The organism is Glycomyces mayteni (assembly GCF_042428885.1).
Classification (GTDB): domain Bacteria; phylum Actinomycetota; class Actinomycetes; order Mycobacteriales; family Micromonosporaceae; genus Glycomyces; species Glycomyces mayteni.
Genome location: NZ_JBHMBP010000004.1, coordinates 888,908 through 914,317 on the forward strand (window position 1 = coordinate 888,908; position 25,410 = coordinate 914,317).

Below are 25,410 nucleotides of genomic sequence, written 5' to 3' on the forward strand. Positions count from 1 at the left end.
GGGGTCCGACAGAACACCGCCGTTCCAGGTCAGGGGGCAGTGCGGAAGCGGTTGCGGTACTCGGTGGGGGTGGTGCCGAGCTGGCGGCGGAACGCCCGGATGAGCGTGTCGATCGTGTTGAAGCCGCAAGCGGTCGCGATGCGGTCGAGGGTGTCGTCGCCGCCTTCGAGGCGGTGCCGGGCGGCCTCGACGCGCGCGGCCTCCACGTACGCGGCGGGCGTGCGGCCCAGCTCGGCCTTGAACACGCGCGTGAGCTGGCGTTCCGAGAGGTGCGCGAGGCGGGCGAGGTCGCCGATGGCCAGCGGGTCGGCGAGGTGCCCGGCGATGTGGTGGCGCAGGTCCTCGACCCGGCGGGTCGTGGAGACCGGTTCGAGGGGGACGCTGAACTGGCTCTGGCCGCTGGGCCGCTTGAGGTACATGACGAGCTGGCGGGCCACGCGCAGCGCCGCGGCCTCCCCGTGGTCCTCGGCGACCAGCGCGAGCGTGAGGTCGAGGCAGGCGGTGATGCCCGCGCCGGTCCACACGTGCCCGTCGCGGATGAAGATCGGGTCGGCGTCCACCGCGACGGCGGGGTGCTCGGCGGCGAGCTGGGACGCGGTGGACCAGTGGGTGGTGGCGCGGCGGCCGTCGAGGAGCCCGGCCTCGGCGAGGATGTGGGCGCCGACGCACACCGAGGCGACGCGGGCGGTGCGGGCGGCGAGGTCCTTGACACGGGCGACGACCTCGGGGTCGGCGGCGGCGCGCAGGCGCCCGTCGGGGCCGGGCTCGACGCGGCCGGGCACGATGAGCGTGTCGATCGGCCCGGTGAGGGCGTCGAACGTCGTGTCGGGGAGGACGCGCACGCCCGCGAACGTGGCGACGGGCGCGTCGGTCTCGGCCGCCAGGAGCACCCGGTACTCGGCGTCCGCGCCGAGTTCGCGCTTGAGCAGGGCGAACACCTCGGGCGGGCCGGTGACGTCGAGGAGGTCGACGCCGTCGAAGAGCACGATGACGACGAGGCGCTGGTTCACGGGACCCACCCTAACCAGGGCGTGTCCGTATCTGCAAGTCGCACGACATTGCAGACACGCCCGGGCGGTCGTAGCGTGGGTGCCGGGCCGCCACGAGGCGGCCGGAACTCAAGGAGGAACCCATGGGCGCCATCACGTTGCGCGAGGTCATCGGCCTGGACCGGACCCCGGCGAAGCTGGCGGAGTCGACGCTGGTGCTGATCGACTACCAGAACACGTACACCCGCGGCGTCATGGAGCTGGAGGGCTGGGAGGCCGCGCTCGACGCCGCCGCGGACCTCCTCGACCGGGCCCGCCGGGCCGGGACCCGCGTCGTCCACGTCGCGAACGACGGCGGCCCCGGGCCGTACGACTACAGTGCCGAGATCGGGCAGATCCACCCCGCGGTCGCGCCGATCGCGGGCGAGGCGGTCGTGGTGAAGACCGCCCCGGACTCATTTCTCGGCACCGACCTGGGCGGCCTCGTGGACGCCGCGGGGAATACGGACCTGGTCGTCGCCGGGTTCATGACGCACATGTGCGTGGCGTTCACCGCGCAGGGCGCGTTCCTGCGCGGGAACCGGCCCACCGTCGTCGCCGACGCGTGCGCGACCCGGCCGCTGGGCACCGCCGCCGGGGACGCGACCGCGAAGGAGCTGCACACCGCGGCGCTCGCCACGGTCGCGGACCTGTACGGGGTCGTCGTCGTGACCGCCGGCGACCTCGGTTAGGCCTGCTCCCACGCGAAGCCGTCGGGGTCGGTGAACGCCCCGCCGGTGCCGCCGATGGCGATGCGGTGCGAGCCCGAGCCCTCGGGGTCGACGAACGCGGTCTTCTTGAACGCCTTGCGCGGGTAGAGCGCGAACTTGACGCCGCCCTCGGAGGCGAACTCGGTGTACTTGCCGCCGTAGCTCTTCTCCACGACGAGGCCCCGGTCCACGTAGAAGCTCTTGGACGCCTTCATGTCGGTGGTGCCCAGCAGCAGCACCACGTCGGTGTACTTCTTCTCCGCGGGCGCGGTGTCCTTCTTCGAGGAGGACGCGAACTTCAGGACCGTGCCGTCGGGCGCGCGCAGCACCCCGCCGTAGCCCCAGAAGGACTTCTCGGCGGCCTTGACCACCGTGGCGCCGGCGTCGATCGCGGCCTGGAACAGCAGGTCCACGTTCGCGGGCTGGGCGGCGATCAGGTCGATCGTGAAGCCCCGGAACCCGGAGGTGGGCGCGTCGGAGGCGCGGAACCGCAGCGGCAGGTCGGGCCCGAAGGCGGTCGTGTAGAAGTCCTCGGCGGCCTTCGGGTCGGCGGCCTCGATGGTGATCTCTTCGATGTAGGTCATGCTCAAAGGCTATTTCCGGGGCGGGCCCCCGCGCTTCTCGATTCGTGATCGCTTTCGGGGCCCGCCCCGCGAGGGGCTCAGGTGGTGACGCGGAACGTCGCGTCCGACCGTTCTGTGGCGGTCGCGACCGGGTCGAGCCGCAGCAGGTAGTCGTAGTGCCTGATGTACCGGGTCGGGTAGTTGTAGGAGGTGAAGGAGCTCCACGACGAGTCGGCGAGGCCCGCGACCCTGTTGAACGTGGCGTCGGCGCTGAACTGGGACGTCGCCTCGCGCGGGGCGAGCACGAAGTCGTAGTTCACGTGCCGCAGGAAGTATCCGGGGAAGTTCACCGACTCGAACGAGACGGCGCCGGAGGACGCCAGGCCCGGGACCAGGCGGAACTGGGAGTCGGCGGCGGGGCTGACCCCGGCGTCGATGCGCACGTCGAAGTTCGAGTGGCGCACGTACCGGTCCTGGAAGTTGTAGGACTGGAGCCGGTTGAACACCGGCGACTGGAAGCGGCCCAGGACCCGGGACTTCTCGGCGGCGGTGACGTTGAGGACGAAGCCGTGGCGCTTCAGGTTCGCGCCGAGGCTGTACCCCGAGGTCGTGCGGTACCCCGAGACGGCCGCGGGGTTGGTGGTGAGGACCGGCATGTAGCCGCGGCCGGTGGCGTACTGGTCGAGCCACAGCGCCCATTCGGTGCGGTCGTTGAACTTGGCCCACATGGGGCCCTCGACGCCGCCGCCGGTGAGGTTCGCGAGGTCGCCCAGGCGCGTCCAGGCGCCGGTCAGGGAGTTCGCGCCCTCGATGACGATCTGCGAGGTCTTGGAGGCGCGGCAGTAGCGGTAGCCGCCGGTGGAGGCGGGGACCTCGACGATCTGGGTGTCGATGAGCCCTTCGGAGCCCGCGAGGTTGATGTACACCTGCGGGGTGGTGATGGTGCGGAAGTCGGTGGTGCGGGCGCTCCAGATGCGGTGCTTCTTGATCCCGTTGAGGGTCGAGTTGGTGGCCCAGTAGAGCAGGTAGTTCCCGGCGGCGGCGTCCCAGATCGCCTCGGGGGCCCAGGCGTTCCCGGCGTCCCCGATGGAGTTCGCGACGCCGAGGAGCCACGGGAGGGACCAGGTGACCAGGTCGGCGGACTCCCACACGACGAGGTTGCGGCTGCCGCGGTTGGCGGCGTCGTCCCAGGAGGTGCCCGAGCCGATGCGCAGGTCGGTGGCGACGATCCAGTACCGGTTCCCGGCCTGGTTGCGGATGAGCACGGGGTCGCGCACGCCCTGGGTGCCGATCGGGCTGCGGAGCACGATCTGGCTCCGGTTGAGGTCGGTCCAGTTGAGGCCGTTGTCGCTGGCGGCGAAGTAGATCTGCTCGCCGCCGGCGCCCTCGCCGATGAAGTGGACCATGAGGTAGCCGGTGTAGGCGGTCTGGGCCGCGGCGGTGCCGGGGAGCGCGGCGGCGAGCGGCAGCGCGGCGGCCGCGGTGAACAGTCCGCGGCGGCTGAGCCGCGCGGGACGGGATGCTGACATGGCCACTCCAAGTGGGGTTAGGCAGCCGGAACAAGTGATGTGAAGGCTAACATCAACACATTGAGACAGTCAACATCATCTATTTAGTTGACTCTCGGAGGACCCCGTCCATGACATTCGTCAGGGGCAGATCGTGACGCGCGGTCGAGGCGCGGGAGCCCTTCCGGGGCGAAGCTCTACCCATGAGCAACACGAGCAGTCCCCCAGCGGTCGCCCTCGGCGGCCTGCGGAAGCACTACGGCGAGGTCGCCGCCGTCGACGGGATCGACCTCGACATCCGCCCCGGCGAGGTCGTGGCCCTCCTGGGCCCCAACGGCGCCGGGAAGTCCACCGCCATCGACATGATCCTGGGCCTCACCGCCCCCGACGCCGGGAGCGTCCGGGTCTTCGGCCGCTCCCCCGCCGAGGCCGTGCGCGACGGGGCCATCGGGGCGATGCTCCAGAACGGCACGCTCCTGGCCGACCTCACCGTCGCCGAGACCGTCCGCCTCGTCGCCTCCCTGCACCGCAAGCCGATCCCCGTCGAGCAGGCCCTGCGCCGCGCCGGATGCGAGGACCTCGCCGCCCGCCGCGCCAATCGCCTCTCCGGCGGCCAGGCCCAGCGCGTGCGCTTCGCCGTCGCCCTCGTCTCCGACCCCGCGCTCCTCGTCCTCGACGAACCGACCGCCGCCATGGACCCGGCCACCCGCCGCGACTTCTGGAAGGCCATGTACGAGGACACCGCGGGCGGGCGCACCGTCCTGTTCGCCACCCACTACCTCGAAGAGGCCGAGGAGTACGCCGACCGCGTGGTCCTCATGAACGGCGGCCGCATCGCCGCGGACGGCACGGTCGCCGAGGTCAGGGCCGTCGCGGGCGGGCGCACCATCCGCGCCGCCGTCCCCGGCGCCGACGCCGCCGCGCTCCTGGCGCTGCCCGCGGTCACCGCGTGCGAGCTGCGCGAGGGCCGCGCCCAGATCGCCACCGCCGACTCCGACGCCACCCTCCGGGCGCTCCTGGCCGCCCACCCCGGCGCACACGACATCGAGATCGCCGCCGCCGGACTCGAATCCGCCTTCCTTTCCCTCGTCAACGCCTGAGGAGCCTGCGATGAACCCGACCTACACGCGCCTGGAGATCGTGCGGATGCTCCGCAACCCGCGCTTCCTGATCTTCGCGTTCTTCTTCCCGGTCCTGCTGTTCCTGTTGCAGGCCAACGTGTTCGTCACCGGCTCCGGGGCGGAGAAGTCCTCGGCGGTCGCGGTGGTCATGGTGAACATGATCGCGTTCGGGGCCGTGTTCGCGGCCATGAACAACGGCGCCCGCCTCGCCGTCGAGCGGGCCGCGGGCTGGCAGCGGCAGCTGCGCCTCACCCCGCTGTCGGGCCGCGGCTACATGTTCGGCAAGGGCCTCACGGGGATGCTGCTGGCCCTGCCGGTGGTCGTCGCCATCCCGGTCCTCGCGGTCCTCGCCGAAGGCGTGCGCCTCGGCGGCGGCGAATGGACCCGCGTCATCCTCGGCATCTGGATCGGCGCGATCCCGTTCGTGCTGCTGGGCCTGCTCATCGGCCAACTGGTCACCCCGGACACGCTCCAGCCGGTGAACATGGGCGTCTCGCTGGCGATGGGCTTCCTCGGGGGCCTGTGGATTCCCGTGGACGCCATGCCCGACTGGCTGCGCACCGTCTCGCCGTTCCTGCCGAGCTACTGGCTCACCCAGATCGGACGCGGCGCGGTCACCACCGACCTGACGCGGAGCCTGGGCCTGTCGGCCGCGGTGCTCGCGGCCTGGGCGATCGTCCTGGGCGCCCTCGTGGTCTGGCGGTACCGTAAGGACTCGGCCCGGGCCTGACCGGGGAAGACGTGGAGAGGCGAGGGCCCGTGCGACAGGGGAACGGGACCGGCGAGGGCTGGTGGAGCGGCGACTCCACCGGCCCGTTCGCCGGACGCGGCAACCACCGGTGGCTGCTGCTGGCCGTGGTGTTCCTGGCGCCGTTCGTGATCCCGGTGGTCGCGAACGCCGCCAGGGAAGCGGACTGGGCCGTCATCGCGGTGGTCCTGCTCTACGCGGCCTGCTACGCGGTGTTCCCGTGGGCGGTGTCCATGCGCGGCATGGCCTCGCGGGTCGGGTTCGGCGCGGTGATCCTGGGGCTCGGGTGGACGCTGTTCGCCGTGCTCGACACCGGGGGCGTGTACGGCCTGCTGTACGCGATCATCCCGATCGCGATGGGCCTGCCGCTGGGCTGGATGCTCGTCCTCGACGGCGGCACGGTCCTCGCGCTTGGAGTCATCGAGGCCGCGGGCGCGGACGTGGGCGGCGGGTTCGCCTACAGCGACCTGTGGGCGATGTTCGGGATCACGACCACGCTGTTCTTCGTGGTGCGGCTCATCAGGACCGTGCGGAGCCTGCGGGCCGCCAACGAGCAGATCGCGGCGCTCGCCGTCGGCGCCGAGCGCGAACGGCTCGCGCGGGACCTGCACGACATCCTCGGGCACAGCCTGACCACGATCGCCGTCAAGGCCGGGGCGGCCCGGCGGCTGCTGGAGACCGGGCAGGGCGAGGCGCGCGCGATCGAGGAGATCCGCGACGTCGAGTCGCTGTCGAGGTCCGCGCTGTCGGACGTGCGCGCTACGGTCTCAGAGTACCGGGAGGTGTCCCTCGCGGGCGAGCTGGCCGGGGCCCGCGCTGCGCTGCGGGCGGCCGACATCGACGCGGAACTGCCGCGCGCCGTGGACGACGTCGACCCCGCGCACCAGGCCGTGTTCGGGTACGTGGTCCGCGAGGCGGTCACGAACGCGATCCGCCACTCGGACGCGTCCCGCGTGACGGTGACGCTGGGCCGCGACTGGATCCGCGTCGCCGACGACGGGCGCGGCGGCAGCGGCGGCGCCCCGGGGACGGGCCTGCGCGGCCTCGCAGAGAGGCTCGCCGCCGTCGGCGGCGTGCTCGACGCCGGACCGGACCCGGACGGCGGTTTCACCGTGAAGGCGGAGGTCCGATGATCAAGGTGCTGCTCGCCGACGACCAGGCGATGGTGCGCGGCGCGCTCGCGACGGTGCTCGGCCTGGAGCCGGACATCGAGGTGGTCGCGCAGGTCGGCTCCGGGGACGAGGCCCTCGACGCGGCCGCGCGCACCGCGCCCGACGTGGCGCTCCTCGACGTGCAGATGCCCGGCAAAGACGGCCTGACCGTCGCCGCCGAGCTGCACCGGGCCCGGCCCGGGTGCCGGATCATCATCTGCACCACGTTCGGCCGACCCGGGTACCTGGCTCGCGCGATGACCGCGGGCGCGGTCGGCTTCGTCGTCAAGGACGCCCCGCCGGAGCAGCTCGTGGAGGCCGTCCGCAGAGTCCACAGCGGACTGCGCGTGGTCGATCCGGCGCTCGCCGCCGAGTCCCTGGCGACCGGGAAGGGCCCGCTGACCGCCCGCGAGCGAGAGGCCCTGCGCCTGGCCCTCGACGGCGGCACCGTCGCCGACATGGCCGCCTCGCTCCACCTCACCGAGGGGACCGTGCGGAACCACTTGTCAACGGCGATCGGCAAACTCGGGGCGAGGAACCGCGCGGAGGCGGCGCGGCTCGCGGACGAGCGCGGGTGGCTCTAACGAGGGCTCGAACCTGCGGCCGTCTGATGAGAAGTCCGATGGCGCACCGTTCGAGCCCGCGAAGCGCGCCGGGGTCGTCCCCACGACCCGCTTGAAGTGCCGCGTCAGGTGCGGCTGGTCGTAGAAGCCGGTGGCCGCGGCGACCATCGACGCGGGCATCCCGTCGAGGAGGAGCCGCCGGGCGCGGTCGACGCGGCGCGTCACGAGGTACCGGTGCGGCGCGATCCCGAACTCGGTGCTGAAGGCCCGCAACAGGTGTACCGGATGGGCGTGCAGCTCCCCCGCGGCCTCGCGGAGGGTCACGCCGGAGGCGATGCGGCGGTCGAGGAGGTCGCGCAGGCCGCGGGCGAGGCGCCGGTCCCGCACCGGCGCCGCGACGGGCTCGCGGCCGAGCAGGTGGCGGCGGAGCCGGTCGGCCACGAGCGCCACGCGGCTCTCGGCCTCCAGCTCGTCACCGGGCCGCAAGGACTCGTGGACCCCGTGGACCGCTTGGCGCAGTTGCGGATCGGCGATCTCCGGGCCGTCCACGGCGCGGCCGATGAGCGCGTCGTCCAGGAGGGTCCCGTCGAGGTAGAGCACCCGCTTGCGGAACCCGTGCGGCGTGGCCGACTGGCCGTCGTGCGGGACCTGCGGCGGCAGCAGCGTCACCATGCTCTGGAGCGCGCCGTGCTCGTGCCGGTCGAGGTCGTAGCGGACCGCGCCCTCGTCGATGAGGAGCAGCGTCCACGTGTCGTGGACGTGCATCGGGTAGGCGTGGTCGGTGAAGCGGGCGTGGAACGCCTCCGCGACCCCGCCCACGGCCGGGCGCCACGCCCTGACCTCGGCTGCGACCACCATGCTGCAAACGTACAAGACTCCGGGCCGCGGCCGTTCGTACCGTTGCGGCATGGATCAAGCAGCACCTGTCCGGTTCGACACCAAGATCGCCGTCCTGCTCCGGGGCGACCTCGCCGTCTGGCAGCGCCTCAACGTCACGGCGTTCCTGGTCAGCGGCCTCGGCACGGCCGAGCCCGAGGTGGTCGGGGAGCCCTACGAGGACGCCGCGGGGAACGCGTACCTGCCGATGTTCCGCCAGCCGGTGATGGTCCTGGAGGCGACGGCCGAGCAGCTCGCCGCCTCGCACGCGAAGGCGCTCGCCCGAGGCCTGCGCATGTCGCTGTTCACCGCGGAGCTGTTCGCCACCGGCAACGACGGGGACAACCGCGCCGCGGTCCGCGCGGCCGACAAGCTCGACCTGGCGGGCCTTGGGGTCTACGGCCCGAAGAACGCGGTCGACCGGGTCGTCAAGGGCGCCCGCATGCACCCGTGAGCGGTCCCGGGCGGGCCGACCCGCCCGGGACCTCCTGCTACGCGCCCCAGTCCGCGGCGGCCCGGCGGCGCCGGACCAGCACGAACCCGAGGACGCCCAGGACCGCGGCGCCCGCGAGCGCCGCCGTCAGCGCGACGCCGGTCGTCGGGAGCTTCCCGCCGCCTTCGCCGGGAGCCTCGACGTCCTCCACGAACTCGGCGATCCCCCAGTTGGCGTTGGTGTTCCACGACAGCCCGGTCGAGTCGTACCAGGTGCGCACGGCCGTGCGGGCCCCGTCGGTGCCGTCGTTGACCTGGAGCTCCAGGCCGTGCTCGGTGCCGATCGCGGCCTGCTCGGGTGCCATCGCGATCGCGATCTCCACGACGTACCCGGTGTCGGTCACGGCGGCGGCGCTGGTGATCTCCCCGGCGTCGGGTCCGTTGCCGCCCACCGAGACCGCGTTGGTGAAGCTGACGCGGTACTGGCCGTCGGCGGGGCCGTACCCGCCCTCGCGGGTGTTGCCGGGGTTGAGGAAGACCTCGACGGAGTCCTGCTCCCAGGGGTTGGCGCTGCCCTCGTCCAGGGACGGGTCGGCGACCTCGAAGAGCGCGTAGAGGCCCGCCTCGTCCCACAGGAGCGAGACGTCGGCCGTCGCGCCGTCCTCGGCGCCTTCGATGACGACGTCGGTCGCGACCGTGGAGGCGTCGTCCCAGACGGTGTCGCGCTCGCCGTCGATCGCGGGCGCGGCGTCGGCGAGGGGCACCTGGACGCGCGCGTACTCGGGCTCCTCCTCGTCGGGGATGTCGGGCAGCACGCTCGGGTCGACGATCCCCCAGTACGCCCACTTCGATTGCAGCGCATCGGTGAACAGCAACGGGCTCTCCAGCGGCCGGGTCTCGGAGCGGAGCCAGGAGCGGCCGTCGTGGAGGCCCCAGACGGTCACGGACTCCAGGAGGTCGCCGTGCTCGCGGTACATGGCGAACAGGTCGCGGAAGTAGTGGCCCTGCTCGATGAGGCGGGCCTCCATCTGCGGGAACTCCTCGCCCTCGCCGGGGGCGCCGATCGCCACGTCGAGTTCGGTGACCGCTTGCAGCACGCCGAGGTCGGCGAACTTGAGGAGGCTGTCCTCGATCTGCGCGATGGAGGTGTTCAGGTTGATGTGGGTCTGGTGGCCGACGCCGTCGACCGGGACGCCGGCGTCGAGCATGTCGGCGACCAGGTTGTACAGGTTGTCGCGCTTGCCGGGGTTCTCGGTGCCGTAGTCGTTGATGAAGAGCTTGACGTCGGTGGCGCCCACGGCGTCGAACTGCTCGCGGGCGATGCGGAACGCCTCGTAGACGTACTCGGGGCCGTCGAAGATCTCGTACCAGCGGCTGTGGCGGTAGACCTCGGCGTTGTTGTCGCTGATGACCTCGTTGACGACGTCCCAGGCCTGGATGCGGTCGCCGTAGTGCTCGGCGAGCGCGCCGATGTGGGCTTCGAGGCGCTCCAGCATGATCTGCCGGTCCTCGTCGGAGTTGCCAAGGGGTTCACCGGCGTTGGGGTGGCCTTCGGGGTACTCGAACCACCACTCGGGGACCTGGGTGGTGTGCCACAGGAAGGTGTGGCCGTAGATCTCCATGCCGTTCGCCTCGGCGTAGTCGACGAGCTCGTCGGCGGCGCTGAAGGTGAACTCGCCCTCGGTCGGCTGGATCGCGTCGGGCTTCATGTGGTTCTCGGCGGTGATCTGGTTGAAGTGCTTGCTCAAGAGCTGCCCGGAGTCGCCGGTGGTGTCGCGGGCGTCGATCGCGGCGCCGATGCGGAAGTCGTCGGCGACGACGTCCTTGAGGTTCGGGATGTCGGGCTCGATGCCGGGCGGCTCCAGCTCGGTGACGGTGAAGTCGTCGATCCAGTAGGAGGCGTCCACTGTGGGGGACTCGACGTAGAACGTGAGCGCCGTGGCGGGCGAGGAGATCGTGTACTCGCCGCTGAGCTCGGTCCAGTCGCCCCCCGCGGGGGCCTGGTAGACGACGCTGTCGTAGGAGGTGCCGTCGGCGGTCTCGCGCTGCACGGTCGCGGTGAGGGCCTCGCCCTCGGAGCCGTCGGCGAAGCGCACGGACACGGCGATCTCGTAGACGCCGCCGGGGGCGATGACGCCGGTCAGGTCCACCGACGGGCCGTGCCAGTCGGCGCTGCGCCCGGTGGTGAGGAGCGCGCCGTCCTCGACGGCGAGGGTGACGGGGCCGCGCGGGGCCCAGTCGCCGACGGTGCCGTCCTCGAAGTCCGAGGAGTAGACGACACCGTCCTGGGCGGCGGCGGGAGGGGCGAACGCGAGGGCGGCGACGGGCAGGAGCAGGGCTCCCGCCGCGAGCGCGGGCAGCCGTCGGCGCCGTTCGCGGGTGTGGTGACTCATGTGTTGCAGGCTCCATCGCGGAGGAGGGATACGAAGGCTCCGAAAGTTTCAGTGATTCCGTGAAACTTTCAGGTGAGGGTGCCGCCATGATATGGGCGACTTCGATCCCTGTCAATCTCCGGGCCCGCTCAGGCGGCGGCGAGGGCCTCCCGGGCGCGCAGGCGGCGGTCGATCAGGTACACCGCCAGGAGCGTGAGGGCGATGATCGCGGCCAGGCCGGAGCGGTCGACCGCGTTGTGCGCCATGATGACCATGCCTCCGGCGCTGTGCGCGACGAGCGCGCCGCCGATGAGCGCGAGCGTGTGCCGGTCGGTCCACTCGCGCGAGTCGGTCCAGCGCAGCAGGGTCCGGTAGCCCCAGGCGATGCCGATCGCCGCGGCGGCGAGTGGCGCGAGGACCCACAGGCCCTCCGTGAACGCGGGCTGCCGGGCCCCGAACACGGGGAACGTCAGGGCGAAGAACACGAGGGTGGCGAGCCCGGAGGCGAGCGCGAGGGGCCGGAGGCCGGGGACGCGGGCGGCGGTGACCGGGCGGTTCGGCGCGGGCACGGCGGTCAGCGCGAGGACGCCGACGACGAGCACGACGGCGAGGCAGCCGATCACGAACGCCGGAGGCGCCTGGTAGCCGGGGTCCTCCGAGGGCGGGACGGAGACGCGCAGGACGAGCACGCCGAGGGCCATGACGATCGCCGTCGTCGTCAACCCGAAGCGGCCCATGTAGGGGCGGTCCCGGTGGGAGGGAAACAGCAGTCCCGTCAAGGCGATCGGGATCGCGACGGTGAAGACCGCGTGGTAGCCGGTGTTGGCGAACCAGTACGGCACGTTGAACCCGAGGAGGCGGGCGCCCCAGTCGGCGGCGTCGTACAGGCGCGGACTCGTCAACGCCTGCAAGCCGATGCCGTCTTCGAGGAGTTCGTAGCAGACGGCGAGGAGCAGGATCGTGGGCCAGCCGCGGCCGCGGCGGACCGCCAGCTCGCGGATGAGCAGCACGCCCGCGCCGTAGATCGGGATCCACAGCAGGACCAGCCAGGCCATGCGGATCGGGGTGGAGCCGAGCGCGAGCTCGGCGATGAGCGGGGTGATCGCGACGAGGGTCCAGGCGGCCCTGCGGCAGTACCGCTTCGTCGGGGCGTCAGCGGTCATGCGCGGCGCGGGTCGGCGCCCGCTTCCTTGACGAGGCGGTCGCCGACGTCGAGGTCGTTCCACAGCTCGCGCGAGACCCGGACCTTCGAGGCGGTGCCGTCGTCGAGCCGGACCACCACCCGCCGGTACATGTTCGCGCCGTCGAAGGCCGCGCGCTGCTTCTTCTCCACGACGCCTTCCCAAGCCTCCTCGGACATGGCTCCCCCTTCGTTCGCTCCACTCGAAGCTTATCACTGATAAACATGAACGAGAGTGAGGTTATCATCGATAAGCATCGGCGGGCGCGGGCCCGCCCCACCACACCGGAGACGAGGTCAGGGTGCCGCACCCACGACAACTGGAACGGTCGGCGATCGTCGCCGCGACGCTCGCCGTCCTCGACGAACGGGGCCTCGACGCCCTCTCACTGCACGCCATCGCCAAGCACCTCGGCGTGCGCCAGCCCGCGCTCTACCACCACTTCCCCAGCAAGGCCGCGCTCCTGGACGCCGCGGCGGCGGAGGTCCTCGACCGCCGCCACACCGAGCGGGTCCCCCGCGACGGCGAGACCTGGCGCGACTTCCTCGCCCGCAACGCCCGCAGCCTCCGCACCGCCCTCCTCGCCGTCCGCGACGGCGCCCGCCTCATCGCCGCCACCGGCCCCCGCGCCCCCGAACCCGCCGCCACCCTCGCCCGCATCGACTGCTTCGCCGCCCAAGGCGTCGGCCCCGCCGACGCCATCCTGGCCTCCATCGCCGTCAGCCGCTACGTCATCGGCTGCGTCCTCGAAGAACAATCCGCCCCCGCCACCCCACCGCCCCCCACCCCCGAATCCACCCGCCTCCACGCCATAACCGCCACCCTCGCCACCCTCACCCCCGACCGCGAATTCGACACGGGCCTGGAGGCCCTGATCCGGGGGCTCGAACCCCGCTAGGACGCGCACATGGACGCGTCCCGACGACCGCGACACTCGCCGGGCCCGTCTCCCCGTAAGGGAAGCGCGTCCAAGGCCGCGCGGACCTCCGCTGCGTCCTGGTGGCCGAGGCGGTCGAGGATCTCCAGCGCCCGCCCGTAGTGGACGCGCGCAGAGTCGGCATCGCCGGAGGCCGTGCAGTTCTCCGCCATGCGCACGAGCGTGTCGGCGGCCCGGTACCGGTTCCCTTCAGGACTCTCGTAGAAGTCCAGGGCGCGCTCGTAGCAGTCCTCGGCGGCCGAGTGCTCCCCGCGGGCGGCGTGGACGAAGCCGAGGCTGTCCCAGCAGACGGCGAGGCCGTCGCCGTTGCCGAGTTCGCGGTAGATCCCCAGTGCGTCGCGGCAGTGGCGCTCGGCGGTGTCGTACTCGCCGACCTGGGCGAGGCTCCACCCGATGTTGTTGAGCGAGTCGGCCTGCCCGTTCCGGTCCCCAAGCCGCTCATAGCGTTCGAGGGCGGCGACGTTGCACGCGGCCGCATCCCGATGGCGGCCCTGGAGGTAGTCGATGTACCCGCGGTTCTTCAGGACCGAGGCCTCGCCCTGGGCGTCGCCCTCTTCCGCGAAGACCTCCTGCGCCCGCGAGAACCGGGCCCGGGCGGCGTCGAACTCGCGGAGGTTGCCGTGGACGCGGCCGAGCTTGCGGTGCGAGGTCGCCTGCCAGTGCCGGTTCCCGGCGCGCTCGGCCGCGGCGAGGGCGATCCGCTCGATCTCCATCCAGGTGCGCCAGCGGTTGCGGCGGTGCAGCGTCTCGGTCACCGTCCACGCCAGGGGCCAGACCAGGTCGTCCCAGCCGCGCTCGTCGCACTCGCGCACCAAGGCCAGGAGCGCGGTCGTCTCGGCGTCGAACCAGGTCTGCGCCTCCGCGGAGGTCTTCAGGTCGGGGACGGTGACGCCGGGCCCGCGCTCGGGCAGGTCGATGGGAGGGCGGCCGGGGACGAGGAGCAGCGTCGCGGCGTGCGCGGTGTGCGCGTAGTGCAGGACGAGCCTGCGGAGCGCGGCGTCGCGCCGCTTGGGCGGGTCGGTCTGCTCGGCCTGCTCGACGGCGTAGGCGCGCAGCAGGTCGTGCGCGCCGTACCGTCCCGGCTCGTGCTCGGACGCGAGTCTGGCGGTGGCGAGCTCGTCGAGGAGGCGGGCGGTCTCGGCGGCGGGGCGGCCGGCGAGGCTCGCGGCGGCCTCGACGCTCGCGTCCGATTCGGGGGCGAGGGTGAGCAGGCGGAACAGGCGGGCGGCGTCGCGGCCGACCGAACGGTAGGACCAGGAGAGGACGGCGCGGACCCCGGTGGCGGGTTCACCGGTGTCGAGCGCGTCGAGGCGGCCGCTCCCCAGAAGGTGGCGGGCGAGGTCGGCGAGGGGCCGGGCGGGCCCGGTCTCGGCGCGGGCGGAGGCGACCGCGAGGGCCAGGGGAAGGCCCGCGCAGGCGTCGATGATCGCTTGGGCCGCTTCGGGTTCGCGGTCGAGCGCGGCGGCGCTGAGACGTGCGGCGAGCAGCCGGTGCGACTCGCCGGGGTTCAGCGTCTCCAGGGCGATCGACGCGGCGCGGTGCTCGACCAGCAGCCCGGTCAACGGATTGCGGCTGGTGATGAGGGTCAGGGCACTGCCCGCGCCGGGGATGAGCGGGCGCACCTGGGCGGCGTCGCGGGCGTTGTCGAGGACGACGAGGAGCCGCAGATCGGCGGTGACGGTGCGGAAGAGGCCGGTGCGGGCCTCGGTGTCCTCGGGGATCTCGCGGGGCGGCACGCCGAGCGACCGCAGGAACCGGCCGAGCACCTCGCCCGGGGCCGCCGGGGCGGCGTGCGGGCTGAATCCGTGGAGCTCGGCGTGGAGCTGCCCGTCGGGGTACTCCCCCGAGATCCGGTGGGCCCAGTGGATCGCGGTCGTGGACTTGCCGACGCCGCCGGCGCCGGTGAGGACCCGGACGGGGCGGTCCGAGCCCCGCAGCCGGTCCAGCGCGTCCTCGCGGCCGATGAAGACCGCGGGCGCGGCCGGCAGTTGCCGGGGCACGGCCGCGGGCGGGGGCCGGGACGGGCCCGCCGACAGCGGCCGCCCGGCGAGCAGGTCGGCGTGGAGCCGCCGCAGCTCCGGGCCGGGGTCGGCGCCGAGCGCGTCGCCGAGCGCGGCCCTGACGCCTTCGTACCGGTCGAGGGCTTCGGCGCCGCGTCCGCTGCGGTCCAGGGCGATCAGCAGCCGGGTCCACAGGGTCTCGCGCAGCGGATGGGCCGCGACCAGGTGCTCCATTTCGGGGATCAGCTCATCGTGGCGGCCTTCGGCGAGGTCGAGGTCGATGCGCCGTTCGACGGTCTCCAGCCGCATCGCGTCGAGGCGGGGTGCGGCGGTCGCGGCGAGCCAGTGGCAGTCGACGTCCTCGAACGCCTCGCCGCGCCACAGCGCCAGCGCCGCCGCCAGCTGGGCGCGGTCTCCGGCGCCGCGGGCCAGGCGCTCGAACCGGGCCGCGTCGACGTCCTCGTCGCACGCGTGGAGGACGAGCCCGTGCGGGCCGCCGCCGATGCGGTCGGCGCCGAGGAGGTCGCGCAGCCGCCCCGCGTAGGTCTGGAGCGTGCGCCGGAGGTGGCCGGGCGCCTCGTCCTCCCAGATCGCCTCGCCGAGGCGGTGGTAGGGGACGGTGCGTCCCGGGGTGAGCGCGAGGATCGCGAGCAGGCACCGGAGACGGCCGGCCGTCACCTCGACGGGCGATCCGTCCCGTCGGACCGTGAGCGGGCCGAGCAGGCCGATCGTGAGGTCGCCTTCGGTTTCGTCCATGATGCCTACCAAGCCTAAAGCCGTCTCCGGCGCTTCGCGGACCCGGTCGTGAACAGGCATGACGCCGCGATGGGAGCCGATTGAGGCGCACGCGGGCTCCCATTGGGCCGGACGGCGACGGGACCGGGGCGAGGCGCGCCCCGGCGGGCGACTCGGGGAGCGCATGGGTTCAGGCGAGGCGGGGTTCCGCGAGGTCTTCGCGAGCGGCGAGTTCCGCGTGCTGTGGCTCGCGCAGGCGCAGTCGCGCATCGGCGACCAGCTCGCCCGCGTGGCGCTGGCGCTGCTGGTGTTCGACCGCACGTCCTCCGCTGCGATGACCGCGCTGGTGTACGCGCTCACGTTCCTGCCGCCGCTGCTCACCGCACCGCTGCTCGCGGGACTCGCCGACCGGTACTCGCGGCGGTCGGTCATGGTCGCCGTCGACCTGCTCCGGGCCGTCCTCATCGGACTCATGGCCGTGCCCCAGATGCCGTTGGCGGCGTTGATGGTCCTGGTGACGCTGGCGACCTGCCCGCAGCCGCTGTTCTCGGCCGCCCGCAACGCGACCCTGCCGCAGGTGCTGCCCGACGGCCGCTTCGCGGTCGGGATGAGCGTCATCACCGCCACCGACGGCCTCGCGCAGATCGCCGGGTTCACCGTCGGCGGACTCCTGGTGGCCGCCACCGGGAACCCGCACCTCGTGCTCGCGGCCAACGCCGCCACGTTCGCGCTCTCGGCGGCCCTCCTGCGCTGGGGCATCGGCCCCCACCGGCCCGAACCCGACGGGGAGGACGGGGACAGGGCCCGCCCGGGGGGCTTCGCGCTGGCCGGCGTCCGGCACGTCCTGCACGACCGGACGCTCCTCGGGCTCGCCTCCCTCATGTGGATATTCGGATGCTTCGTGGTCCCCGAAGCGCTCGCCGTCCCCTATGCGGCCGAGATCGGCGCTGGCGACGAAGCCGTCGGCTTCCTCATGGCCGGCGACGTGATCGGCATGACCGTGGGCGCGGTCGCCATCGCCAAGACCGGGGCCCTTTGGCGGCGACGGCTGCTCGTGCCGCTCGCTGCGGCGACGGGCCTGCCGCTCATGGCGACCGCGCTCACTCCGAACGTGCCGGTCACGGTCGCGCTGTGGGCGGCCGCGGGGTGCCTCGGCACCTACATGGTCATCGCGCAGATCGCGTTCACGCAGCTCGTGCCCGACCGAATGCGGGCGCGCGCCATCGCGTTCGCGTCGGCGGGGCTCCAGACCGCGCAGGGCCTCGGGGTCATGTTCGGCGGGCTGCTCGCCGAGGCCGTGCCGCCTTCGACCGCGATCGCGGTGAGCGCCGCGGTCGGGTCGGTCGGGGCGCTGGTCGTCGGCATCGGGCACCGGCTCGGCCAGGTCGACCCCGATTCCCGCGGGCGGGAGCCCGCCGAGCCCGAACCGGCGCGGTCATGACGCGACGAGGGCAGCGGGCGTGTCGCGCGAGGACGACTGGCGCGTCCCGGCGTTGCGAGCCGAGACCGAAGCTCCCGCCCCGGACCCGGGGCGGGCCCGTCGAGCAGCGAAGGAGGTGCGCCATGCGAGGCCGCGACTACTAATGCCGCCTGTTGACGGCGGTCCGTGGGACGACGCCGTCCGACGCCCCGGTACGCCGGCCCTTGTACGGCGCGCCGGCTCCGCAACCGGGGCACCCGCGTCCGCGACGCTCCTCCTCGCGGGCACGGGGCAGACGGCGGCCCGAATCCACTATGGATTCGGGCCGCCGGTCCCGTGCTCCGGCCGCGGACCCGTCCGAGAGCGGCGCCTTCCGGCGCACGGCGGCGGGGCGAGGGGGCGGACGATGCCGGCGCCAGGCCATGCCGCCGAACCGACGACGATGCCAGGAAAGGACTTCTCTCCATGATCGTGACCACGACCGCCCGGCCGGACGAGTTCGCAACCGCCGCCGAGGTCCTCGCCGAGGCCTTTCTGCACGATCCCGTGGCCCGCAGCATAGTTCCGGCCGACGCCGACCGGCGAGAACGCCTGGCGCACTTGTTCACCGCGGTCCTGCGATCCGGACCGGGAGCGTGCGGCGTCGTCGACGTCGCACGGCGGGAACACGACGAGCGCATCATCGGCGTCGCGGCCTGGGAGGCCCCGGAGGCGCGCCAGGGGGCGCTGCGCCGCGAACTGGGGCAACTGCCCCGATTCATGCGCGCGTTCGGCCTCCTCGGGCTCCCCCGCGCGATGGTGATGGAGCACCGCCTCCAGCACCACCGCCCCGCCGCACCCCACTGGTACCTCGCCGACATCGGTGTCAGCCCCGCCGCTCGCGGACTCGGCGTGGGCTCGGCGCTGCTGCGGTCCCGATTGGACGCCGTCGATCGGACCGGGCTTCCGGCCTATCTCGAATCCTCCACTCCCGACAACCGCCGCCTCTACGCGCGCTTCGGGTTCCGCGAACTCGCGCCGGTCTCCGGGATTCCGGGCACCTCACCCGTCGCCATGCTCCGCTGACCGCGGCCGCGTCGGGTTCGGCCTCACCAGGTGACGAACAGCGCGGCGACGCAGGGTCCGGTGCTGACCTCGGCCGCTCCGACGGTGACGGCGACCGGCTCGCCGCCGGCGGACCCGGTGACGTCGGCGGTGACGACGCCGAACTCATCAAGTGCGAACGCCTCCACGAGGAGGTCGGGTCGCTCCCGGGCGAGGTCGTCGACGGCGGTGCGGACCATCTCCTCGCTGCCCTCGCAGACCAGTGTCATCGCACCCGCGGCGTCTCCGGCCTCGACCTCGTCGAGGAGGTCCGCGATGACCTGCTCGGTCGGTGTGGCCGCCTCGGCGTCCGCACCGCCGGTGGTCGGGTCCGGCACTGCTGGAGACACTGCGGAGGCGTCCCCTGTGGAGGCGGTGCCGGTGCCGTCGCCGCCTCCGCCGCCGCACGCGGCGAGCAGGACGCTCCCGGCGAGCAGACCCGCGGCCAGAATGAACGGCCACCTCTGGTTCATGAATCGACTCTCGTTGTCTCGACGGTCATCTCGGCGACTACTCAGGGTTCTCCTGAAGCGCTCGAACCTCGATGCGCGAGCCCAGGGCGGCCGACGCCTGCTCGGCCCAGATCAGCGCCCGCTCCTCGTCGGGGGCCTGGATGATCCAGAATCCGCCGACGTACTCGGCCGCCTCCACGAACGGGCCCGGCGTGCGTCGCGGAGTCCCGCCCGTGGCGTCGACGGTCACCGCGGTCGACGGCGGCTGGAGGCCACCGGCGGTGACGAAGGCGCCGGCCTCCCCGAGGTCGGCGTTGAACTTCTCGACGGCGGCCATCATCGCTTGCAGCTCGGCGGGATCGATGTCCTGCATCGACTCCATCGTCGGCTCTTCGGCGGACTCGTGCGGAACCGTGAGGAAGTACTGGGGCATGTGGTCTCCTTCAATCTGTCTGACGGACGCAGTACACCGCGCCCGCCACTCGGGTGTCCATGGAATGCCGACAGTCAAGGTCCGGCCGCTCTCGCCCCGGCCTCACCTCGGCCTCACCGCAGATCAGCCGATCACGGCACTGTGCCTACGGACGCACACGAAAAAACACCGGGAACATCATCGATGCTCCCGGTGTCCGTCTGTCGGGACGACAGGATTCGAACCTGCGACCCCCTCGTCCCAAACGAGGTGCGCTACCAAGCTGCGCCACGTCCCGGTTCGGCCGCTGCGCGGCCTTCGCAAGGGTACAGCACGGATGCCGGGTGGTGGGGGGCGGTGGCGGGGGCGGGGGATGGGGGTTGAGCTGGGGCGGGAGGTCAGACGGTGGGGGCGGCGGGGCCGTTGAGGAGGCGTTTTGTCAGGTTGGCGACGATCATCCAGAGGAGGAGGACGAGGGGGAGGCTGAGCAGGCCGAAGAGGACGACGAGGGGGATGAAAACGGCCCAGTCGCCGGCGCCGGGGGCCCAGGCGCGGGGCTCGTCGTAGCCGGTGAAGAGGGAGGGGCGGCCGGGCATGAGGCGGGCCTCGACCTGCTGGCCGATCTCGCAGCGGCCGTCGACCTCGATGCGGGCGTCGGTGGCGGGGCCGCCGCCGGCGGGGGTGAAGGTGCCGCGGCAGACCTGCTCGTCCTTGGTGTCGGTCGCGGTGGCGACCGTGGCGGTGCCGAGGGTGCCCGCTTCGCCGTGGGACGCCCGGTAGCCGTCGATCAGGGCCGTCGTGTTCGCGTGGAGCGCCAGGGGGAAGGCCGAGAGCACCAGGACCACGACGGTCAGGAGCACCGCGGTGAGCGCCGGGTGGAGGCGCTTGGCGGCGGGGTCGTCGGCCATTGCGGGCTCCCCGGGGTCGATCGGGACGGTCTTTCACAGGATGCACCGGCACTGCCAGCGCCCGGGCCAACGGGAGCCGAAAATTCGCGGATTTGCTTGCAACGCACGCGAGTCGGGCACGCGTAATTGGTGCGGCCGGGGTGATCCGCCCCGGAATCCCCACGAAAGGACGACATCGTGCCGAACACGAACGAGCCGCGCGCCCTGATTCGCCGCGCACTGGCGGCGGGCGGTGCGCTGACCGCCGCCGCTGCGGCGGCCGCGGTCATGCCGGTGCAGGCGGCGGTCGCCGCGCCGGGTGAGGAGGCGTGCGTCCTCCAGGAGCTGCCGATGCCCGAGGACAAGTACTTCAGCATCGTCACGGGCATGAGCGGCGACGGCGGCGTGGTCGCCTACCGGGCCTACCCGGCCGGGCTGGAGACCTACGAGCGCTACCCGTACCTGTACGAGGACGGCGAGGTCACCGAGGTCCCGATGCCCGGCGAGGACCAGTCGCTCAACGGCGTGAACGAGGACGGCGTCGCGGTCGGGTCGGCCTGGGTCGACGGCGTGGTCCTCCCCTACGTCTACAAGGACGGCGTGCTCACCGAGCTGGCCGCGAACGACGGCGGCGGCGCCAGCGACGTCAACGACGACGGCGACATCGTCGGCATGAACGGCCAGGACGTGCTCGTGCCGGTCGTGTGGCGCGAGGGCCGGGTCAAGCCCGAGGCGCTGCCGCTCCCCGAGGGCGCGAGCAGCGGCAGTGCCGGCGCGATCGACGAGGACGGGAACATCGCCGGGGGCGTGGCCTACGACGACGGGACCCGCGCGCCGTACGTGTGGCACGCCGACGGCACCGGCGAGGAGCTGGCGCTGCCGGACTGGGTCGACCCGGCCGAGGTGATGGCGTTCGCCGCGAACGACATCGCGGGCGAATGGGTCTCCGGGTACCTGCTCACGGCCGAGGAGGAGAACGCGGTCCGCTGGAACCTGGAGGACGGCACCGTCGAGGTGCTGAAGCTGAACTACGCGCCCGCGATCAACGAAGACGGGCTCACGGGCGGCGCGAGGGACCCGGAGGCCGCGGTCGTGAACGCCGACAGCGAGCTGACGTTCCTGCCGGGGCTGGTCGATCCGGCCCGGAACTGGTTCGGGGACATGGTGTCCGAGGTGAGCGAGGACGGCGAGCGGCTGGCGGGCCAGGTGTTCGCCGGTGAGGACGAGGCCGGGAACCACATCCTCAAGGCCGTGCTCTGGGAGTGCGACTAGTCAGGGGCCGGGCCCGAGAGGGCCCGGCCCTCACTCGTCCTCGGCGTCGCAGCGGCGGTGGGCGCAGAGGATCGGGTGGAGCAGGTGGGCGAGGTCGTGCTGGCCGGCGACGGGGCGGGCGAACTCCAGGCGCATCCAGCGGCGCCGCTCGCCGCGCGCGGAGCCGGGGCCGGGGTTGAGGTCGAGGACGATGCCGTAACGGTCGAGCCGCATGGCCTGCGGCGGTCCGTGCGCGAAGGCCCGGGGGTCGTCGAGGAGGCGGCGGAGGTAGTCCTCAAGCTGGGTCCGGTGGTGGTCGGCGAGGTCATGGAGGAGGTCCCGCTCGCATTCGTGGAGCGGGTCGGGCTCGGCGGCGGCGTACGCGGCGGGGTCGATGATCTCGGTCGCGCCGCCGCGCTCGGAGGAGGCGCGGCTGAGGGTGACGCGGGACGGTTCGAGGCGGTGGATCGCGACGCGGTCGCCGGGGTCGGAGCCGACGTCGAAGAGGTCGGGGTCGGCGCTGGAGCCCGCGTATTCGAGGACCGCCTCGCGGGTCTCGGCGGGCGACACGGGGCGCAGGTCGCCGACGATGCGGACGCGGCCGAGGCTGGGGGCGCCGGGGCGGGGCGGGACGTCGTCCACGCTGAGCGACAGGCGGACCGGGCCTTCGGCGCGGGCGAGGCGGGTCGCGAGCTCCTCCCCCGCCGGGGCGAGGAGCAGGGGCCGCCCGAGCCGGTCGGTGGCGTGCTGGATCCCCGCGACGGGCAGGTCGCCGAAGGGGCCGCCGGAGGAGGCGCCGGGGGAGGCGTCGCCGATCCGGACGAGGCCGGGCAGGCGCCCGCGGGCCAGGGTGCGGGCCGTCTCGGCCGCCGATGGGCGCATGGCGACTCCTTCCGTCGGGTTGGCGCAGAGCCGTGAAGTTAGCTGAGCCTACATGAATTTAGGCTAGGCTAACAAGCACCTCCCTAGGAGAACCGGCCACATGGCTGAAGCGCCGCGGCCGCGGCCGCGACCAGGATTGCCGTATGGACACCACCCCGCCCCTCCCGACCCGCCGCCGTCGCGAGTGGATGATCGCCGCCGGGCTGATCCTCCTCGCGCTCGTCCCCTCGATCGCCGGAGCCTTCCGCATCGGCGAGATCGCCTCGGGCGCAGCGCAGACCGAGGCGAACGCCCGGTTCATGCAGATGCCGCTGCCCGTCGTCCTGCACATCGCCGGGGCGCTCGTGTACGCGATCGTGGGCGCCTTCCAGTTCCTCCCGGGCCTGCGCCGCGACCACAACGGGTGGCACCGCTTCGCCGGGCGGTACCTCCTCGTCCCGGCCGGGATCGTCGTGGCGTCCACAGGGCTGTGGATGACCGCGTCCTACGACGTGCCGCCCACCGACACCGGCCCGGTCGCATTCTCGCGCTACGTGGTCGGCGGTCTCATGCTGGCCTTCATCGGCCTCGGGATCGCCGCGGTCGCGCGGCGCGAGTACGTCGCGCACGGCTCGTGGATGATCCGCGCCTACGCGCTCGGCATGGGCGCGGGCACGCAGGTCCTCACCTCGGGCCCGGCGCTCGTCATCCTCGGCGAGCCGGACGCGCTCATGCGGCTCGTGCAGATGGACGCGGGCTGGATCATCAACGCGCTCTTCGCGGAATGGGTGATCGCCCGCCGCCGCCGGGCGCTGCGGCTCGAAGCGGTCCCGGCGTGAACCGCCTGGGGCGCACGGCGGTCAGGGCCTGGGCGCGGCCCCGGGCCGCCGGGGGCGAAGGCCCGCGGGCCCGGGACGCGCTCCTGGTCGCCGGTGCGGCCCTGGTGTCCGTGTTCGAGGGCGCGGTGCGGCCCGACCTCGAATGGCCGCCGGCCACCGTGCTGGTGACGATCGCGATCCTCCCGGTCCTGCTGTGGCGCCGCTCCGCGCCGCTGGCGGCGGTCGCGGTCCTGACGGCGTGCACCTCGGCGTTCGCGTTCGCGCACAAGGCCGCCGGGATCGAGCCGAACGCGCTGGTGACGACGTTCGCGTTCCTGACCGTGCCGTACGCGGTCTTCCGCTGGGGCTCGGGCCGGGACCGGATCGCCGGAGCGTCCATAGTGGTGGCCGGGTTCGTGTTCACGAGCCTCCTCGGGAGCGACCCGGTGGCTGACATGATCGCCGCGGTCGCGTTCATGGGCGGCGCGTGCCTCATCGGGGCGCTGCGCCGCGAGCGCGTGGAGTCCCGTGCGCGGCAGGCGGACTCGGTGCGCTCGCGCGAGCGCGAGGCCCTCGCGCGGGACCTGCACGACACGGTCGCGCACCACGTCTCGGCGATCGTCATCCGCGCGCAGGTGGCGTCCGCGGACCCGGCGCAGGTCCCGGAGTCGCTGCGGGTCATCGAGGCCGAGGCGCAGGCGGTGCTCGCGGACATGCGCTCGCTCGTGCGCACGCTGCGCGCCCCGCCGGGCCTCGCGCCGATGCCGGGCCTGGAGGAGCTGGCGCGCCTGGCCGACCCGGGGCCGCCGCCGGTGGCCGTGCGGATCGACGCCCCGGTGGAGGTCCCGGGCATCGTGGCCTCGACGCTGTTCAGGATCGCGCAGGAGGGCGTCACGAACGCGCGCAGGCACTCCCGCGGAGCGAAGGGGATCGAAGTGGTGGTCGCAGTGGACGAGGCGTCGGCGCGGGTCGCCGTCACCGACGACGGCGCGCCGCCGCGTCCGGTCTCGGGCGAAGGCCATGGGCTGCAGGGGATGGCCGAGCGCGCGGCGCTGCTCGGCGGGGAGACGAGCGCCGGGCCGGGCCCGGACGGGGGCTGGACGCTGCGCGCGTCGGTGCCGCTGCGGGGTGCGCCGTGATCCGGGTGCTCGTGGCCGACGACCAGGAGCCCGTGCGCACCGGCCTGCGGCTCCTGCTCCAGTCGCTGCCCGATGTGGAGGTCGTGGGCGAGGCCGCCGACGGCGTCGAGGCGGTGCGGCTCGCGCGGGAGCTGCGCCCCGACGTGGCGCTGCTCGACATCAGGATGCCGGGGCTCAACGGGATCGAGGCGACCTCGCTGCTGGCGGGCGCGGCGGTCGGCGAGCCGGTCGCGGTCGTCGTCATCACCACGTTCGACCTCGACGAGTACGTGCACGGCGCGCTCCGCGCGGGCGCCAAGGGGTTCCTGCTCAAGGAGTCGGGCCCGCAGCTCATCGGCGAGGCCGTGCGCGCCGCGGCGAACGGCGACGCGCTCATCTCCCCGCAGGTCACCGCCCGGCTCCTCGGCGAGTTCTCGCGCCCCGCGAAGCGGGCGCGGCAGCCGAGCTCGCCGCTCACGGCCCGGGAGGAGGAGGTCCTGGCGCTGCTGGCGACGGGGCTGACGAACACCGAGATCGGCGAGCGCCTGTACCTGTCGCTCGGGACGGTGAAGACCCACATCGCGGGCGTCCTCGCGAAGCTCGGCGTGCGCAACCGGGTCGAGGCGGCGATGTGGGCCTACGAGACGGGCCGCGTCGGCTAGGAGCCGATGGGCTCGCCGGTCTCCAGGAGCGACTTCAGGCTCGACAGGAGCGCGGGCCAGCCCTGCGAGACCATGTCGCGGGCGGTGCTGAGGTCCGGGAAGCCGTCGTGCGTGACGGTGAGCTTGACGGCCCCGCCGTCGGGTTCGAGGTCGAAGCGCACCTTCGAGCGCGGCTCGGCGGCGAGCTTCGCGAGCACGTCGCCGGGGACGCCCACGCGCTCGGCCCACTCGGGCGTGAACGTGTGCCAGGTGTAGGCCAGGCGCTTCGGCGGGTCGTATTCGAGGACCTCCTGGCCCGGCGCCGACGTGGTCGCGCCGTTCTCGTCCCAGGTCATCGGCGAGCCGGGCGTCCAGTCGGTGTCGAAGGCGACGCCCCAGTAGCGGGTCGTGAACTCGGGTTCGGTCAGGGCCCGCCACACCCGCTCGGGCGGGGCCTTGACGTAGGTGACGCAGACGAACTCGCTGCCGCTCATGTCCTGCTCCTCCGGTCGACCGTGGCAGCGTATCCGCCGGTCCCGGCC

The 25,410-nt window shown here is 73.2% G+C and carries 25 protein-coding genes, 1 tRNA gene and 1 pseudogene; 13 read left to right on the forward strand and 14 right to left on the reverse strand.

All coding sequences use genetic code 11. The annotated features are described in order from the left end of the window. Positions 1-29 precede the first annotated feature (29 nt). On the reverse strand, positions 30-1,010 hold the full coding sequence (locus ACFFXY_RS19410; protein ID WP_382354312.1) for a GlxA family transcriptional regulator: 981 nt from the start codon (positions 1,008-1,010) through the stop codon (positions 30-32). A gap of 122 nt (positions 1,011-1,132) precedes the next feature. Between ACFFXY_RS19410 and ACFFXY_RS19415 the strand changes: the two genes are divergently transcribed. Next, positions 1,133-1,720 carry an isochorismatase family protein gene (locus tag ACFFXY_RS19415; RefSeq protein ID WP_382354314.1) on the forward strand — a complete coding sequence of 196 codons (588 nt, stop codon included), beginning with the start codon at positions 1,133-1,135 and terminating at the stop codon, positions 1,718-1,720. On the opposite strand, the gene ACFFXY_RS19420 is transcribed toward ACFFXY_RS19415, so the two are convergent. Continuing rightward, complete coding sequence (locus ACFFXY_RS19420; protein WP_382354317.1) at positions 1,717-2,322, reverse strand: glyoxalase; 606 nt, start codon at positions 2,320-2,322, stop codon at positions 1,717-1,719. The genes ACFFXY_RS19415 and ACFFXY_RS19420 overlap by 4 nt on opposite strands. Positions 2,323-2,399: 77 nt before the next feature. Then, positions 2,400-3,830 carry a glycoside hydrolase family 43 protein gene (locus tag ACFFXY_RS19425; RefSeq protein ID WP_382354320.1) on the reverse strand — a complete coding sequence of 477 codons (1,431 nt, stop codon included), beginning with the start codon at positions 3,828-3,830 and terminating at the stop codon, positions 2,400-2,402. Positions 3,831-4,081: 251 nt separating this feature from the next. On the opposite strand from ACFFXY_RS19425, the pseudogene ACFFXY_RS19430 reads away from it, so the two are divergent. The 4 genes and pseudogenes from ACFFXY_RS19430 to ACFFXY_RS19445 form a co-directional block, all read left to right on the forward strand. Next, a pseudogene (locus ACFFXY_RS19430) lies at positions 4,082-4,909 on the forward strand (ABC transporter ATP-binding protein); the annotation flags it as partial. Positions 4,910-4,919: 10 nt separating this feature from the next. Next, positions 4,920-5,660, forward strand: coding sequence for an ABC transporter permease (locus ACFFXY_RS19435; protein ID WP_382354325.1), 741 nt, complete (start codon positions 4,920-4,922; stop codon positions 5,658-5,660). Positions 5,661-5,689: 29 nt separating this feature from the next. Then, the gene (locus ACFFXY_RS19440; protein WP_382354328.1) at positions 5,690-6,811 is read left to right on the forward strand and encodes a sensor histidine kinase; all 1,122 of its coding nucleotides are present in this window, start codon (positions 5,690-5,692) and stop codon (positions 6,809-6,811) included. After that, the gene (locus tag ACFFXY_RS19445; RefSeq protein WP_382354331.1) at positions 6,808-7,413 is read left to right on the forward strand and encodes a response regulator transcription factor; all 606 of its coding nucleotides are present in this window, start codon (positions 6,808-6,810) and stop codon (positions 7,411-7,413) included. Before ACFFXY_RS19440 ends, ACFFXY_RS19445 begins: the two co-directional genes overlap by 4 nt. On the opposite strand, the gene ACFFXY_RS19450 is transcribed toward ACFFXY_RS19445, so the two are convergent. Continuing rightward, positions 7,336-8,250, reverse strand: coding sequence for an AraC family transcriptional regulator (locus ACFFXY_RS19450; protein ID WP_382354334.1), 915 nt, complete (start codon positions 8,248-8,250; stop codon positions 7,336-7,338). The genes ACFFXY_RS19445 and ACFFXY_RS19450 overlap by 78 nt on opposite strands. Positions 8,251-8,299: 49 nt before the next feature. On the opposite strand from ACFFXY_RS19450, the gene ACFFXY_RS19455 reads away from it, so the two are divergent. After that, a complete protein-coding gene (locus tag ACFFXY_RS19455) occupies positions 8,300-8,722 on the forward strand; it encodes a DUF2000 family protein (RefSeq protein ID WP_382354337.1) in 423 nt (140 codons plus the stop codon). A 37-nt stretch (positions 8,723-8,759) separates the two neighbouring features. On the opposite strand, the gene ACFFXY_RS19460 is transcribed toward ACFFXY_RS19455, so the two are convergent. From ACFFXY_RS19460 to ACFFXY_RS19470, 3 genes are all read right to left on the reverse strand, one after another. Then, positions 8,760-11,093: an endo-1,4-beta-xylanase gene (locus tag ACFFXY_RS19460; protein WP_382354340.1), complete on the reverse strand. Its 2,334-nt coding sequence runs from the start codon at positions 11,091-11,093 to the stop codon at positions 8,760-8,762. Positions 11,094-11,221: 128 nt separating this feature from the next. After that, entirely contained in the window at positions 11,222-12,235 is a 1,014-nt protein-coding gene (locus tag ACFFXY_RS19465) for an AF_0692 family protein (protein WP_382354343.1), read from the reverse strand. Further along, the gene (locus ACFFXY_RS19470; RefSeq protein ID WP_382354346.1) at positions 12,232-12,432 is read right to left on the reverse strand and encodes a DUF7489 domain-containing protein; all 201 of its coding nucleotides are present in this window, start codon (positions 12,430-12,432) and stop codon (positions 12,232-12,234) included. Before ACFFXY_RS19470 ends, ACFFXY_RS19465 begins: the two co-directional genes overlap by 4 nt. 122 nt (positions 12,433-12,554) lie before the next feature. On the opposite strand from ACFFXY_RS19470, the gene ACFFXY_RS19475 reads away from it, so the two are divergent. After that, positions 12,555-13,151, forward strand: a complete 597-nt coding sequence (locus tag ACFFXY_RS19475) for a TetR/AcrR family transcriptional regulator C-terminal domain-containing protein (RefSeq protein WP_382354349.1) — start codon at positions 12,555-12,557, stop codon at positions 13,149-13,151. On the opposite strand, the gene ACFFXY_RS19480 is transcribed toward ACFFXY_RS19475, so the two are convergent. Further along, positions 13,148-15,946, reverse strand: a complete 2,799-nt coding sequence (locus tag ACFFXY_RS19480) for an AfsR/SARP family transcriptional regulator (protein ID WP_382354352.1) — start codon at positions 15,944-15,946, stop codon at positions 13,148-13,150. The two genes, ACFFXY_RS19475 and ACFFXY_RS19480, sit on opposite strands and share 4 nt — an antisense overlap. A 163-nt stretch (positions 15,947-16,109) precedes the next feature. On the opposite strand from ACFFXY_RS19480, the gene ACFFXY_RS19485 reads away from it, so the two are divergent. Then, positions 16,110-17,366 (forward strand): MFS transporter, encoded by a 1,257-nt coding sequence (locus ACFFXY_RS19485; RefSeq protein WP_382354355.1) that lies wholly within the window; start codon positions 16,110-16,112, stop codon positions 17,364-17,366. 444 nt (positions 17,367-17,810) lie between these two features. Beyond that, entirely contained in the window at positions 17,811-18,410 is a 600-nt protein-coding gene (locus tag ACFFXY_RS19490) for a GNAT family N-acetyltransferase (protein WP_382354358.1), read from the forward strand. 23 nt (positions 18,411-18,433) lie between these two features. Here ACFFXY_RS19490 and ACFFXY_RS19495 read toward each other — a convergent pair whose 3' ends face one another. The 4 genes from ACFFXY_RS19495 to ACFFXY_RS19510 form a co-directional block, all read right to left on the reverse strand. Next, a complete protein-coding gene (locus ACFFXY_RS19495) occupies positions 18,434-18,901 on the reverse strand; it encodes a hypothetical protein (protein ID WP_382354361.1) in 468 nt (155 codons plus the stop codon). A gap of 37 nt (positions 18,902-18,938) precedes the next feature. Continuing rightward, positions 18,939-19,313 carry a YciI family protein gene (locus ACFFXY_RS19500; RefSeq protein ID WP_382354364.1) on the reverse strand — a complete coding sequence of 125 codons (375 nt, stop codon included), beginning with the start codon at positions 19,311-19,313 and terminating at the stop codon, positions 18,939-18,941. Between the two features lie 203 nt (positions 19,314-19,516). After that, positions 19,517-19,590: transfer RNA gene (locus ACFFXY_RS19505), tRNA-Pro, on the reverse strand. Positions 19,591-19,690: 100 nt separating this feature from the next. Next, positions 19,691-20,200 carry a hypothetical protein gene (locus ACFFXY_RS19510; protein ID WP_382354367.1) on the reverse strand — a complete coding sequence of 170 codons (510 nt, stop codon included), beginning with the start codon at positions 20,198-20,200 and terminating at the stop codon, positions 19,691-19,693. 177 nt (positions 20,201-20,377) lie between these two features. On the opposite strand from ACFFXY_RS19510, the gene ACFFXY_RS19515 reads away from it, so the two are divergent. Next, on the forward strand, positions 20,378-21,451 hold the full coding sequence (locus tag ACFFXY_RS19515; protein ID WP_382354370.1) for a hypothetical protein: 1,074 nt from the start codon (positions 20,378-20,380) through the stop codon (positions 21,449-21,451). A gap of 30 nt (positions 21,452-21,481) precedes the next feature. Here the strand turns inward: ACFFXY_RS19515 and ACFFXY_RS19520 are convergent, their stop codons facing one another. Then, a complete protein-coding gene (locus ACFFXY_RS19520; protein ID WP_382354373.1) occupies positions 21,482-22,312 on the reverse strand; it encodes a DUF2470 domain-containing protein in 831 nt (276 codons plus the stop codon). 143 nt (positions 22,313-22,455) lie between these two features. Here ACFFXY_RS19520 and ACFFXY_RS19525 point away from each other — a divergent pair, with 143 nt between their 5' ends. From ACFFXY_RS19525 to ACFFXY_RS19535, 3 genes are read left to right on the forward strand one after another with little or no spacing between them, the layout of a single operon-like run. Further along, entirely contained in the window at positions 22,456-23,130 is a 675-nt protein-coding gene (locus ACFFXY_RS19525; RefSeq protein WP_382354376.1) for a DUF2306 domain-containing protein, read from the forward strand. Beyond that, positions 23,127-24,248 (forward strand): sensor histidine kinase, encoded by a 1,122-nt coding sequence (locus ACFFXY_RS19530; protein ID WP_382354379.1) that lies wholly within the window; start codon positions 23,127-23,129, stop codon positions 24,246-24,248. The genes ACFFXY_RS19525 and ACFFXY_RS19530 overlap by 4 nt, the downstream gene beginning before the upstream one ends. After that, positions 24,245-24,889 (forward strand): response regulator, encoded by a 645-nt coding sequence (locus ACFFXY_RS19535; RefSeq protein WP_382354382.1) that lies wholly within the window; start codon positions 24,245-24,247, stop codon positions 24,887-24,889. The genes ACFFXY_RS19530 and ACFFXY_RS19535 overlap by 4 nt, the downstream gene beginning before the upstream one ends. Here ACFFXY_RS19535 and ACFFXY_RS19540 read toward each other — a convergent pair. Next, positions 24,886-25,362, reverse strand: coding sequence for an SRPBCC family protein (locus ACFFXY_RS19540; protein ID WP_382354385.1), 477 nt, complete (start codon positions 25,360-25,362; stop codon positions 24,886-24,888). The genes ACFFXY_RS19535 and ACFFXY_RS19540 overlap by 4 nt on opposite strands. Positions 25,363-25,410 lie beyond the last annotated feature (48 nt).

Excerpts from the sequence above, each read along its gene's own strand:
- ACFFXY_RS19415 (WP_382354314.1), top strand. The coding sequence starts at position 1,133 with ATGGGCGCCATCACGTTGCGCGAGGTCATCGGCCTGGACCGGACCCCG.
- ACFFXY_RS19490 (WP_382354358.1), top strand. The coding sequence starts at position 17,811 with ATGATCGTGACCACGACCGCCCGGCCGGACGAGTTCGCAACCGCCGCC.
- ACFFXY_RS19540 (WP_382354385.1), bottom strand. The coding sequence starts at position 25,362 with ATGAGCGGCAGCGAGTTCGTCTGCGTCACCTACGTCAAGGCCCCGCCC.
- ACFFXY_RS19495 (WP_382354361.1), bottom strand. The coding sequence starts at position 18,901 with ATGAACCAGAGGTGGCCGTTCATTCTGGCCGCGGGTCTGCTCGCCGGG.
- ACFFXY_RS19510 (WP_382354367.1), bottom strand. The coding sequence starts at position 20,200 with ATGGCCGACGACCCCGCCGCCAAGCGCCTCCACCCGGCGCTCACCGCG.
- ACFFXY_RS19435 (WP_382354325.1), top strand. The coding sequence starts at position 4,920 with ATGAACCCGACCTACACGCGCCTGGAGATCGTGCGGATGCTCCGCAAC.
- ACFFXY_RS19525 (WP_382354376.1), top strand. The coding sequence starts at position 22,456 with ATGGACACCACCCCGCCCCTCCCGACCCGCCGCCGTCGCGAGTGGATG.
- ACFFXY_RS19420 (WP_382354317.1), bottom strand. The coding sequence starts at position 2,322 with ATGACCTACATCGAAGAGATCACCATCGAGGCCGCCGACCCGAAGGCC.
- ACFFXY_RS19445 (WP_382354331.1), top strand. The coding sequence starts at position 6,808 with ATGATCAAGGTGCTGCTCGCCGACGACCAGGCGATGGTGCGCGGCGCG.
- ACFFXY_RS19470 (WP_382354346.1), bottom strand. The coding sequence starts at position 12,432 with ATGTCCGAGGAGGCTTGGGAAGGCGTCGTGGAGAAGAAGCAGCGCGCG.
- ACFFXY_RS19425 (WP_382354320.1), bottom strand. The coding sequence starts at position 3,830 with ATGTCAGCATCCCGTCCCGCGCGGCTCAGCCGCCGCGGACTGTTCACC.
- ACFFXY_RS19485 (WP_382354355.1), top strand. The coding sequence starts at position 16,110 with ATGGGTTCAGGCGAGGCGGGGTTCCGCGAGGTCTTCGCGAGCGGCGAG.
- ACFFXY_RS19480 (WP_382354352.1), bottom strand. The coding sequence starts at position 15,946 with ATGGACGAAACCGAAGGCGACCTCACGATCGGCCTGCTCGGCCCGCTC.
- ACFFXY_RS19520 (WP_382354373.1), bottom strand. The coding sequence starts at position 22,312 with ATGCGCCCATCGGCGGCCGAGACGGCCCGCACCCTGGCCCGCGGGCGC.
- ACFFXY_RS19465 (WP_382354343.1), bottom strand. The coding sequence starts at position 12,235 with ATGACCGCTGACGCCCCGACGAAGCGGTACTGCCGCAGGGCCGCCTGG.
- ACFFXY_RS19450 (WP_382354334.1), bottom strand. The coding sequence starts at position 8,250 with ATGGTGGTCGCAGCCGAGGTCAGGGCGTGGCGCCCGGCCGTGGGCGGG.
- ACFFXY_RS19455 (WP_382354337.1), top strand. The coding sequence starts at position 8,300 with ATGGATCAAGCAGCACCTGTCCGGTTCGACACCAAGATCGCCGTCCTG.
- ACFFXY_RS19460 (WP_382354340.1), bottom strand. The coding sequence starts at position 11,093 with ATGAGTCACCACACCCGCGAACGGCGCCGACGGCTGCCCGCGCTCGCG.
- ACFFXY_RS19500 (WP_382354364.1), bottom strand. The coding sequence starts at position 19,313 with ATGCCCCAGTACTTCCTCACGGTTCCGCACGAGTCCGCCGAAGAGCCG.